We start from the raw sequence: 12,190 nt of genomic DNA, 5'->3' as shown, positions 1-12,190 counted from the left end.
GATCTGAGTTTTAAGCGTTGGCTTTTTCTGTGACCATGGCGTCACAGGTGGCCAGAAAATTGGTTAGCAGGGTTTTACCGACTGGAGTAAGGACGGACTCCGGATGGAATTGCAAGCCCCAGATCGGATATTTTTTATGCCGGATAGCCATGATTTCACCGTTGGCATCCCGGGCTAGGCAAATTAACTCTTCCGGCAGGGTGTCTTTGCGGATCACCCACGAATGATACCGTCCCGCTTCGAAGGTGGCGTCGACGCCGTTAAAGATTGGGTCATCGGTTCCTTCCACCTGATACATCGGTGTTGAGACGCCGTGATAGACATCGGAAAGATTTTCCAGAATGCCGCCGAAAGCTTCACCGATGGCCTGATGCCCCAGACAAATCCCCAGAATAGGTTTTTCGGTTTTATAGGCCTGGATGATGGCAGGCATATTGCCGGCCTCTGAGGGGACACCCGGACCCGGACTGAGCACAATGAGGTCGTAGGCAGCAACCTCTTCGATGGAGATGGCATCGTTGCGTCGTACTTCTACCGGGTTGGAGCTTATCGTCCTTAAATATTGCACCAGATTATAGGTAAAAGAGTCGTAGTTGTCGAGGACCAGTATTCTCATGATTCGATTTTTTCTGCGAGTTCCAGAGCGCGTTTCAGTGCTCCTAATTTATTATTCACTTCCTGAAGTTCACTGGCTTCCACACTGGAAACCACCACGCCCGCACCGGCCTGATAGGTCAGTTTGTGATCCTTGCTCAGAAAGGAGCGTATCAGGATCGCCTGATTCATATCTCCGTTCAGCTGGATGTAGCCGATGGCACCGCCGTAATAACTGCGCTGGACATTTTCGTAGCCATGGATCAGCTCGATGGCCTTGTATTTAGGTGCTCCGGAGAGGGTACCTGCCGGGAAGGTATCGGCAAAGATCTGTACCGGATTGCTTTCCGGATACAACTCGCCTTCAACGGTACTGACCAGGTGCATGACGTGCGAATAAAAATGGATGGACTTCAGGTCCTTGACCTGCACATTTTGGGTGTGTTTGCCCAGGTCGTTACGGGCCAGGTCCACCAGCATGATGTGCTCTGCATTTTCTTTCGGGTCCTTGGTAAGGGCTTCTGCTTTACGCAGGTCTTCCTCGGCATCACCGGTCCGGCGGTAAGTGCCGGCAATGGGATTCACCCGGGCCACCCCATTCTTGATAACCATCTGTGCTTCTGGAGATGAGCCGAAGATCTTGTAGGACCCCAGATCAAAGTAGAAGAGGTATGGGGAGGGATTGATGGATCGCAGGATGCGATAAACATTGAATTCATCGCCGGTAAATCCCTGCTGGAACTGTCGGCTCAGTACGATTTGGAAGACGTCACCGATCTGGCAGTGGTGTTTGCCTTTGGTTACCAGATCCATAAACTCCTGGTCCGTCAGATTGCTGGTTTCACCACCGGCCAGATGAAAGGGATAGGTGGTGAAGTTCCGGGAGAAAAGGATCCTGCGCAAGTCTTCGAGTTGGCTGGACCAGCCTTCCACCAGGTTTTCGATCAGGTAATATTCATCCTTGTAGTGGTTGAAGGCCAGGATGAAGCGATGGAGTTCGTAATGCATCTCAGGTATGTCCTGTTTCCGTTTCTCATCATCGAATTCCAGGGTGTCGAAGTACCGCACACCTTCGAAGTTTGTGTGCCCGAAAAACCCATTGACGAGCGGGTAGGGGGCATCGTAGGCTATTTCGAAGCTGTGGATAAAATCATTGAGAGCGGCCGGTACATCGGCGATGCCGTTTACGGCAAGCCGCTCCACGGATTTATCCGGCCAGGTCATCCGGATCTGGTTATTCTTCACCTGGAAACTGGCGATGGTCTCCAGCCCGATGAAGGAGAACGATTCTTCCTTGTTGGAGAAGTCATTACTCTCCAGCAGTACCGGATGGGTGTAGTGGTCGCGTAGTTTCAGGTACGAAGTCACCGGGGTGATGAAGTCGGCAAGCCCTTTGGTAACGCGGGTGTTGATTTTAATGTTCTTCATATTTCGTTCATTCACAAGGTATTAAAACGAAAACGCGGCTTGCCGGGTGCATCCGACAAACCGCGTTGTATATCTTCTTGATACCTATGGACGGCTCAGCTCACACCCGGAAGGAGTAAGATCTGTGCCACCACCAATAGGTATTTTGTACGGTCATGTTCATTTTCTTGACGGGACCAAATATATATACATTAGCAAAGATTGTGCAAGTTTTGAAGAGGATTTTTGGAGAAGGGAGAATTCAATGGTCACTCCTTAGTATACAGATGTGGTCCATGTGTCCAACCTTAATGTCATTTTTGACGGCGTCCCCTGATTTCAGCCATTGAAAGTTCATTCGGCTGGGTAAGGAGGCAAGAAGTGGCCCCGACACCAATCCCCTGAATCCAAGCATTCCTTTCCACACTTCAACGCCTATACATTATATTTGCCCGGTCTTAATTCAATACCACATGTCAAAAAGCTTTGATTTTAAGAATTTGCTGCCTCATTTGGGCGCTTTTGCAGTGTTTCTGGCTCTTACCGTATTTTACTTCTACCCTCAGCTGCAAGGTAAAGTACTCCGCCAGAGCGATGTCATATCCAATCAGGGTATGTCCCAGGAAGTAAAACAATATTACGAAGAAACCGGAGAGGTCTCTTACTGGACGGATGCCATGTTTGGTGGTATGCCTACCTACATGATCTGGTTTCCAAAGTCTATGAACCTGTTAAATGGTGTTGACAAACTGGTCAAGGCATGGATTCGGTATCCGATAGGCATCTTTCTGGGTTTAATGGTAATCCTTTACCTCTCTTTACTTGCATTCGGCATAGACCGGAGGGTGGCATTGATCCTGGCGCCGACCTTCGGATTTTCCATCTATTTTTTACTCCTCGTGGAGGCTGGGCACAACACCAAGTTGAATGCCGTCAGTTACTTTGGGCTGATCCTGGCCGGTATCTATCTCTTACTGGAGAAGAAAAAGTATTTGTGGGGAGGCCTGGTTTTGGCCATTGGGGCAGGGTTGGAATTGGCAGCCAACCACATCCAGATGACTTATTATCTGGCGCTGGCATTAGTACCTTTCCTGATCGCTTACCTGGTCAAATGGATCAGGGCAAGTGAGTGGAATCATCTGGGGAAGGTGGCACTCTATGCAGCGATTGCGGCTACTCTTGCCGTTCTGGCCGGGGCGTCGCGGCTTTTACCGACCTATGAGTACCAGAAAGATACCATGCGTGGAAATCCCATTTTATCCAAAGGCACCCTGGGAACCGACGCCAACAGCAGTAGTGAGACAGCGGGCCTGGATTATACCTATGCCATGCGTTGGAGCAATAATGTGGGGGACCTGTTCTCTACCATGGTCCCAAATGTTGTCGGTGGGGGGAATGTGGAATACAATAGTTCCGGAACCCTGGCCAGTGAATTGCGTCGCAGAGGGTACAATGCTCCTACAGTGAACCTGTATTGGGGTGGCCTCGACTCAACCGGTGGACCTGCCTATTTTGGAGCCATTCTGTGGTTACTCTTTTTCATAGGTGTATGGGGATTGCGAGGACCGTTACGGTGGGGGTTGATTTCCTCGATGGCTTTGATACTATTTATCTCCCTGGGTAAGAATGGCGGATTTATCAACGAGATGTTTTACAATATTCTGCCTCTGTACAACAAATTCAGGGCACCGAGCTCCGCCGTTACCGTGGCCATCTTTCTCGCTGCTATCGGAGGTGCGCTGGGGCTCAATACGCTATTATTTGCCAAGAAAAAAGTAGATGAAAAATTACTCATCCTCAAGAAGGCTGGCATGACGATGGGAGCGCTGCTATTGATTGTACTAATTTCCGGAATCGCATTTTTCGATTTCAAAGGGAGCCTGGACAGCCAATTCGATCAGGCCGGAATATTAAATGCAGTCATTGATGAGCGCACCAGCCTGTTCTGGAAATCCATCGGAAGGTCGATTTTGTTTGCCGGCGTGGCCTGGGGGGCTTTATGGTATTCCATCAAGCAAAAATGGAATCTTACTTATGTCATATTTGGCCTTGGCTTTCTGATGCTGGTTGACCTCTGGGGTGAGGGACGGCAGTTCCTGAATGCTTCCTCCTTTGAGAATAAAAAGCAAATGGATGATTATTACACCCCGCGTCCGGTGGATCAACTGATCATGAAAGACAAGGATCCTGATTTCAGGGTATTTGACATTACCAATGATCCGTTTAATTCTTCTTTCGTATCCTATTTCCATAAATCCATCGGCGGCTACCATCCAGCCAAGTTGCAGCGTTATATGGACCTGATTGATCGATACATTTCAAAGAATCATCAGCCCGTATTGAATATGCTCAATACGAAGTATTACATCGTCAACGACGACCAGGGAAAGCCAACCGTTCAGCCCAACACCCGTGCTCTGGGTAGTGCCTGGTTTGTAGATGATTATATGATCGTAGAGTCAGCTGATCAGGAGTTCAATGGTTTGAATGGGCTGGACCCGGCGACCCGTGCTATTGTCCATAAGGATTTTGCCGGCGATCTGGAAGGTTTTACGCCCATCAAGGGGGGCTCTATCGAAATGAAATCCTTCGCGCCGAATAAACTGGTTTATGAGTCCGATGCGCCATCAGAACAGTTGGCTGTATTCTCGGAGATCTGGTACGGCCCGGACAAAGGCTGGAAGGTGTACGTCGATGATCAACCAGCCAGGCTGATCCGCGCAAATTATGCGCTCCGTGCCATGCGGGTTCCGGCCGGAAAGCATACGATTGAAATGCGTTTTGATCCTGATTCGGTTCGCATCGGTAAAATAATCTCCGTCGTTTCTTCCGGGTTACTGCTGTTGCTTGCTTTGGGGTGGATCTTGCATGCGATGGGATTCCTGAGCCTGGGAAAACCAAAGTCATAAGCCTGGTTGCAGGCTAGCATTCCTTTCAGGATTATTTTGGGTCCGGCTTACTTGCGCTCGCAGTAGACGGCCAGGTGACGAGGAGTAACCGCGCGTAACAATGACCGAATACTCAGGCTCAGTTTAAATGAAGGGTACCATTGTTCGGTTTCCAGGACATTCCAACCTGCCTTATCCAGTAGCATAAACAATTGCCTTGGTTCAAATTCATGGAAATGGCGGTCAAAAGGATCCTTTTCATTCCAATACGCCTTTGCAAACCATAATCGTAATGGTACGGTGACAAAAAGCTTTGAGGCGTTGATTTCTCGAAGTATCGTAAACGGATTGACCATATGTTCCAGTATCTCAAAGGCGGTCACTGCATCATAACCGGCCTTCCTCACCACCTCGGAGTGAATATCCAGGTCCTCGCCACCGGTGTTTTGAACGGTATAACCCGCTGAGCTCATTTTGGTTGAGAATGGATTGGAAATGCCAAGATCCAGAATGTGTGCAGGCGGAGGCAGGCATTTTTGCATAAAGGCCAGCGTTTTATCGAATCTTAATCGGTGGTTCTCTGCATAGCTACTCATAATGAAAGAGTTTTGTAGATAATGATAATGATAGCATTCGAAAGAATAGGTGCATGCTACGAAATGGTTAGGGTTAACTGATCATACAATTCAACCAGGGGCCGTGATATCGTACTCCAGTTGAAGTCTTCACGAACAAATCTTTTTCCATTGCGGCCGAATGTATCGCGTAATACAGGATCATGATACAGTGCCAGTACCTGTCGGGCAAAGTCCTTGCTATCCTGACTCTTGAATACCAGGCCGCAATTATTTTCCTCGACAATTCTTTTTTGAGAGGTACAATCACTTACGATGACCGGTTTGGCCAGGGATAGGTACTGGAATAATTTATTGGCGTAGGTGGTATCGTGATGGATATTGCGATGTAACGGGCTGATACCTATATGGCTGGCCCGGATGTAGGAAGGCAAAAGCTCGGCATTTTGATATCCTTCAAAACTGATGTTATCCGCCAGGTTCAGGATTTTTGCCAGCTGCATTAAATAAGGATCTGATTTACTGTTGCCAACAATTACCAGTTTTATATTGGGAATTTCTTTCCTTATCCGGGGCAGGGAATTGATTACCTCAGCCAATCCTCGCCTTAGTCCGGTTCGACCCACGTAGAGGATCACAAAATTGTTTTTGAATTTGTGGGCTATTGAATCGTAGGAGGGAGCATTTTTATAGAAGTTTTCAGAAACGGTATTTGGCAGAACTGTTATTTTTTCTGGATTAAAGTTTAAATTTTTTACATAGTATTTTTTCGCTTCGGGGGTGACAACTATTATTTTATCGGAAAATTGAATAAACCGGGCCTCAGATTTTTTCCATCTTTCCGGGTTTATGAACCATTTTCCGGGTATTTTTTGAACATGATCGTAATACTTCATGATCTCCGGACGGTTCTCGTGCAGATCAAGCACCACCGGGAGTTTATTTTTATTGATATTAAAAACAGCCTGGGCAATTTGTATATCATGAATGTGGATGAAGTCAGGGTTTACATCGCTGAGAAATCGGGCAAGCAAGGGCTGCATGAGCCTGTGATAAAGTGGAAATGAGTAAGCCCAGCCCGAAATGTTATGATAGAATGACGGCACGCGGTACCGGTGTATCTTTATGCCCAGGTATTCTTCACGATCCTTCTGAATACCGGTATAATCCAGACAAAACAGGTGAACCTCATATTGGGCACGGATGAGTGCGATGGCCTCATTTTGTACGCGGGCATCAGGCGGGAACACATTGTCCAGAATAAATGCAATCCGCCCATTGGTTGTATTATTTTGACTATAAATCATTAGCGCTTTTTAGGTCACATGCCAAGACATTGAATTTTAAAATATATTTTTATGTTTCCCTGACTAATATGTTCGGTTATTTGAGGATGTATTGTGGCTTTTTACATTAAGCCTTAAACCTTAAGAGAAACTTTGGTAGAATTTTAGTTTGCGGTCCCCACGGTATGCCATAATAATGCCAAACACTGGTTTATTGTAAATCCAAGTTCTTTTAATCAAAAGTTTATTGACAAAGCCCCACCAGATGGAGTTCTTCATATTTATGTATTTGCAGGTAAATCCTAGGTTAGTTAAATGGTCTATCACTACATCATAATCACGTCGATCATTTATTTGGCCAAGTTGAAAGGGGCGGCCTGAAATAACGGTTAAGTTTAAATTGTGGCATTTCCTGAAGATTTCTTCCATGCCCAACAGCGTATGGTATTCTGCGCCGTTGTTGGAAATATTGATATGCCGGATTTTTGAATAATCAATGTTTAATTCCGCTATGATGTTATCCAGCGTGTCAAGATCGACTTCCAGGTATTGATCGGTATAGCTGGGGCTGGGGTCTCCTTTGATGCTTTCAAGTTTATTGTAGGAAGAACGGGTGCCTAAAATTAATTTTTCAATTGTCTGGTGGGAATAAGTGCCTTTCTGAACTGTTTTTATGGAAAGGTTCCTAGATGTGATCAGACCTTTAAGCTTTTCATGATTTAAAGGGTCTGGATCAATAGCAATGATTAAGCCTTCTTGGCCTGTGCGAGTGTACATTTTAATGACATCAGTAGTTAAATTTTCAGAGCTTAAATCAAACCCAACCTGAATACCTATTTCACTTTTTTTTAAATTAGGAAATTTCAGAAAACCGTCTACACGGTTATAGATCCTGATAAATGTGTTGTCATTCATTTAATTAGAGATTTGAATTATTTAGTCAAATATATTAAAAACTCCATGATACGTTTAAAGATCTATTCATAGTAACCACAATCATCCAGGGTGAATCTGCATAAGATAGATATATTATTATTTGATATGGAGAATTGACATACCCAGATCCCGCTTTTTGGCCCAATTGATTTGATTTTCACGAATTGGTGCCACCAAAATGGCCAGAACAAGCCTAGAGGATAGGTCAAAGTTTGCTACTTTTGGCGTTTAGTTTCTCGGCATGAAGAAAGTATTGGTATTGACCTATTATTGGCCTCCTTCGGGAGGACCCGGTGTTCAGCGAATACTGAATTTTTGCAACTACCTTCCCGAATTTGGATGGCAGCCCATTGTCATCACTCCTAAGAACGGAACCTACCCGGTCCGGGATGAATCTTTGGTGAAACAGATCAATCCGGCCCTGGAGATCCACCCTACCGCCACGCTGGAGGTATTTGCTTTATACAACTTGCTGAAAACCGGTAAAGCTACCAAGGAGTCTCCGGTAGGCATGTCCGATGTTATTGATAGTGCCAGCTTATTTCAGCGGTTGTCCAATTACATCCGGGCCAATTTTTTCATTCCCGATCCGCGGATTGGCTGGAACCGTTTTGCATTGGCGGAAGCAGCAAAGATCTTCCATCAGGGAACAGTGGATGCCGTCATTACGACAGGCCCGCCACAGAGTACGCATCTGATCGGGTTAAGCCTTAAGAAGAAATTCAATCTGCCCTGGATCGCTGATCTCAGAGACCCCTGGGTAAATATTTTTTATAACCGGTATTTGTTAAGGTCCGAAAGAAGTATACGAAAGGATCAGCGCTATGAAAATCAGGTTTTAACCACTGCAGACGGAGTCACCGTGGTAAGCACCGGTCTTATCGATGAATTCGCGGACCGGGCAAAGAACATCACCCTTATTTATAACGGCTACCATTCTGCGGATTTTAATCACGTCATACCAAAAGTGTTGCCAGAAAATACCTTCCATCTCGGCTATGTGGGTAGCTTCAAACCAAGCCAGAATAACCAAAACCTGTGGAAGGCCATTGCAGCATTAATCCGTGAAAATGAAGATTTTGCCAAATCGTTCGCCCTGGTATTCGTGGGGAAAGCCGGGGAGGGCCTCACCCGGACATTGGGAGAATTTGGGCTGTTCAAGTATGCTCGTATGGTGGGTTATGTAGGCCATAACGAAGCGATTGCCTATATGGCGGGACTTAACAGTCAACTGTTCATCATTCCGGAGGTGGAAGACAACAAAAAAATCATTACGGGTAAGCTGTATGAATACATGGCTGTGCAGAATCAAATTTTCAGCCTCGGACCAGTTGATGGTGAAGCTGCGGTACTCTTAAATGAATTTGGCCATGATCCAATGCTGGACTATAATGACCTGCAGGGTATGAAGCAGACCCTGCTGACTCAATTCAATCGTTGGTTAGATAACGACCGGCAGCCGGTAAAAATGGGAACCCGGCCTGAAAAATACAACCGGCGCAGCCAGACCAAAGTGCTGGCAGATCTGCTGGATCAGTTGACAAATGCTTCGAAATGAATTTTATCGATTTGACAACATTCGAAACCAACGATGATTTTTATGGCTCACTGGACATAATCATCACCGTAAAAAGTTTTGAATTACAGGCTATCCGCAAACGTTATCTCGAAAGTAAAAAAAATGCACGCGTGGGGAGTGTAGAGCGGCGTGAGCCCTCCCAGGGCGGATTGGTTTCCATGCGGTTGAATGCTGGTTGTATTGACCAGGATGAAGTGCTGGTACGCGTGAGGGAGCCACGAGGGATTGCGTACCGGAACGGTCGACTGGCTTTTGCATCGGAGAATCAGATCATCATCGTTCATGCTGACGGAACGCATTTTCAATTGAATAACGAATGGTTCAGTTATGTGCATACGGTAGAGTTCTCACCATTTGAGGAGGACCGCATCCTGGTATCTTCATCCGGGTTTGACTGTTTTTTCGAATACCGGTACCCGCAAAATCAGTGTATCAAGGAGTGGTTTGCCTGGGAGCATGGTTTTGATCAGGGTCATGATCAGGCGGGGAATCCGGTGTACATTACCCGTAATGAAATGCAGCGAAGCAGATGGGAAGTGGAAGGGAAACAAATTAATTTTATTGCTAACCCAGCCACGGATCATCTGCCTACTTCCCAGCGATCGGCTTTCGTCAATTCAGTCTATTATGATCCCGGTAACCAGGGAAATTATATAGCCACGCTCTTCCACAAAGGGGAAGTAATCCGCATATCGGATAATGGCATGCTGAATTTATTCAGCGGACTCAAATCGCCTCACGGGGGAAGGATCATCGGTGACCATAAATTTGTGGTCAATACGGCAGGAGGAACCATAATACGCGATGATTCTGTCTATGCATTTCATAATCTTCCCGGTAAACCTGCAGAAATGGCTCAGTTGGAATGGTTGCAGAATGCCATTTTTATTGGGGAGCTTATTGTCGTTATTGATTCAAACCGGACCAGTTTTATGGTGCTTGATCTGGCGCGGAAATACAAATCCATTATCCCTTTTAATTGCGATTATGCTGTTCAGGATTTAGTGGCCGGCGAGTTGACACCGGAACAAAAAAAGATACTTTCAACTATCGCATAATACCGCGGATCAACGTAAATGCTTCTGCAAATTCTTCGTTGATTTGGATACCACGTGTACGTGCTAAGCCCAGGATAAATTCTTCATCGATATATGACCTGAATTCCTGGGATTCGTAACAAGAGATGGCTTTGATTTTAGTCTCAATATGTTTGCGCATTAATTTTACGTGGAAGTTGGAATGGAATAACAGACTGTTCCAGGGTAATTCATACCCTAAAAGTGTGGAGTTCTTAAATGCCCGGATACCTTCTTTATGAATTACTCCATGGTCCTGGTGTACATCCTGTGCCCTGGGTAAAATGACCACATCCGGATTTAGTAGTTTATTCAGTTGAACCATGTCCTCCAGGATCAGTTGGCGGTCACGTGGGAAATACCGCACCTGAAAGCGGAAGGAATGCAAATTCTCCCCGGGAATTCCCAATACTCTTGATGCCTCTTTCCACTCATCCAGAAGTACTTCCTGATGAAAACCCTCCGGAACACTTTCTTCGCAGGCGGAAAAGGTAGCGTAGTATACCTCCCGTCCCTCTTCTACAAAACGTGCAATAGTGCCGCCACATCCCAATTCACCATCGTCAGTATGTGGCCCTAATACGAGGATTCGCTGATAATCATTCATGTATGGACATTTCAAATGCTTAAACAACCAAATGCTTATAAACCAACCAATTAAGGAATGAAGAGGTCTTGAGAGGTTTAATTGCCCGCGGATGGTCCAGTCTGGTCTGCTTTATCATTCAACAGAGGGTGAAGATAAGCAAATTAGCCAATTGAAACAGGCTGTTGATTGGGGATGCCCGGCGCCACTTAAAGTTGTTCTTTTCAGCTTTGAAAATTCTTTAGCATACTGGAATGGTTGAAGCTTTTATCCCATTCAGAAGGGCATGATGGTTTAAAAGCTACCGGGTCCCTGCCCTTCACCGGAATGCATCAGTCACCTGGATTTATTCAAACACCCGGTATTTATTGGTTATCCAGGATGATCCCAGGAAGGAGGTGAGGAAATAACCGATGGATTTCCATGAAAACTCAGAGCGCATAAGATAAAACCGCGCTTCTTCCATCTGCTTATTGACATAAAAATACCTAGCCCGGCTCCCGTGCAACCTGCGATATCCTGTCCGGTGGGCTTTAGGATATTGATTTTTGTAGCCATCCAATGTATAGAGAGAATAGAAAAAATCTTTCCTCCGGTAATTTTCATTTCTGGACAGATTTATTTTGTCAACATACCGCGTATAGAGTACCTGGCTGATTTCCAGGGATGGTTGTTTATGAAAAAGCCGGAGGATCCAATCAAAATCAACCACTCCAAAATGTTCCTCAAAAAAAATGTTTTTCAATGAGTTGTGAAAAACAATGCTACCCAGATAAGTATTCTGACCTCTATTTGTTTTTGTGAGCTTTTGAATAAAGGTGGCATTTTCAGGAAACATTAAATGATCCGTGTTCTTGGAAGCGACGACTTCGTATTCTTTACCATTGTCTAAATATTTGGTCACAAAGCCTGAAGTGATTATGGGTGCTTTATCCAGGTAAGGTAAAAGTGCTTTGATGCGGCAGGGTTTCCACTCATCATCATGATCGACAATCGTAATGTAATCACCGGTAGCCAGACGTAGACCCATATTTCGCCCGCGGTTGGGTCCACCTGAATTGAAGGGGGTGGTAAGATATGTGATATTAGCCTGGTCTAGCAAGGACCTGGTTCGGTCACTTGAGCAATCGTCGACGACGAGCAGTTCGAGATCAAACAATTTGCCAATTCCATCCTGAGACAGGATGGAATGAATGGTCTTCAGAACTATTTTTTCCGAATTGTACAGAGTCAGGATGACTGTTATCTTCATACTGTCCTGGT

10 protein-coding genes are annotated in these 12,190 nt (G+C 45.7%); 3 read left to right on the top strand and 7 right to left on the bottom strand.

All coding sequences use genetic code 11. The features are described 5' to 3' along the window. Nucleotides 1-10: 10 nt before the first annotated feature. The gene (locus H6570_13825; protein MCB9320356.1) at nt 11-616 is read right to left on the bottom strand and encodes an aminodeoxychorismate/anthranilate synthase component II; all 606 of its coding nucleotides are present in this window, start codon (nt 614-616) and stop codon (nt 11-13) included. Continuing rightward, the gene (locus tag H6570_13820) at nt 613-2,022 is read right to left on the bottom strand and encodes an anthranilate synthase component I family protein (protein ID MCB9320355.1); all 1,410 of its coding nucleotides are present in this window, start codon (nt 2,020-2,022) and stop codon (nt 613-615) included. The genes H6570_13825 and H6570_13820 overlap by 4 nt, the downstream gene beginning before the upstream one ends. A 452-nt stretch (nt 2,023-2,474) precedes the next feature. Here H6570_13820 and H6570_13815 point away from each other — a divergent pair, with 452 nt between their 5' ends. Continuing rightward, nucleotides 2,475-4,910: a YfhO family protein gene (locus H6570_13815; GenBank protein ID MCB9320354.1), complete on the top strand. Its 2,436-nt coding sequence runs from the start codon at nt 2,475-2,477 to the stop codon at nt 4,908-4,910. Between the two features lie 47 nt (nt 4,911-4,957). Here the strand turns inward: H6570_13815 and H6570_13810 are convergent, their stop codons facing one another. The 3 genes from H6570_13810 to H6570_13800 all read right to left on the bottom strand — a co-directional run bounded on the left by H6570_13810 (nt 4,958) and on the right by H6570_13800 (nt 7,665). Further along, complete coding sequence (locus H6570_13810) at nt 4,958-5,485, bottom strand: methyltransferase (GenBank protein MCB9320353.1); 528 nt, start codon at nt 5,483-5,485, stop codon at nt 4,958-4,960. Nucleotides 5,486-5,541: 56 nt separating this feature from the next. Further along, a complete protein-coding gene (locus tag H6570_13805) occupies nt 5,542-6,771 on the bottom strand; it encodes a glycosyltransferase family 4 protein (GenBank protein MCB9320352.1) in 1,230 nt (409 codons plus the stop codon). Nucleotides 6,772-6,891: 120 nt separating this feature from the next. Further along, nucleotides 6,892-7,665, bottom strand: coding sequence for an FkbM family methyltransferase (locus H6570_13800; protein MCB9320351.1), 774 nt, complete (start codon nt 7,663-7,665; stop codon nt 6,892-6,894). Between the two features lie 262 nt (nt 7,666-7,927). On the opposite strand from H6570_13800, the gene H6570_13795 reads away from it, so the two are divergent. Further along, nucleotides 7,928-9,244, top strand: coding sequence for a glycosyltransferase (locus H6570_13795; GenBank protein MCB9320350.1), 1,317 nt, complete (start codon nt 7,928-7,930; stop codon nt 9,242-9,244). Then, nucleotides 9,241-10,323 (top strand): hypothetical protein, encoded by a 1,083-nt coding sequence (locus H6570_13790; protein MCB9320349.1) that lies wholly within the window; start codon nt 9,241-9,243, stop codon nt 10,321-10,323. Before H6570_13795 ends, H6570_13790 begins: the two co-directional genes overlap by 4 nt. Here the strand turns inward: H6570_13790 and H6570_13785 are convergent. Beyond that, nucleotides 10,313-10,948: a PIG-L family deacetylase gene (locus H6570_13785; protein MCB9320348.1), complete on the bottom strand. Its 636-nt coding sequence runs from the start codon at nt 10,946-10,948 to the stop codon at nt 10,313-10,315. The genes H6570_13790 and H6570_13785 overlap by 11 nt on opposite strands. A 325-nt stretch (nt 10,949-11,273) precedes the next feature. Continuing rightward, nucleotides 11,274-12,179, bottom strand: a complete 906-nt coding sequence (locus H6570_13780; protein MCB9320347.1) for a glycosyltransferase family 2 protein — start codon at nt 12,177-12,179, stop codon at nt 11,274-11,276. Nucleotides 12,180-12,190 lie beyond the last annotated feature (11 nt).

The organism is Lewinellaceae bacterium (assembly GCA_020636135.1).
Taxonomy (GTDB): domain Bacteria; phylum Bacteroidota; class Bacteroidia; order Chitinophagales; family Saprospiraceae; genus JAGQXC01.
Note: the sequence above shows the minus strand (reverse complement) of the source record. Positions and strands in the feature narration are given on the sequence as shown.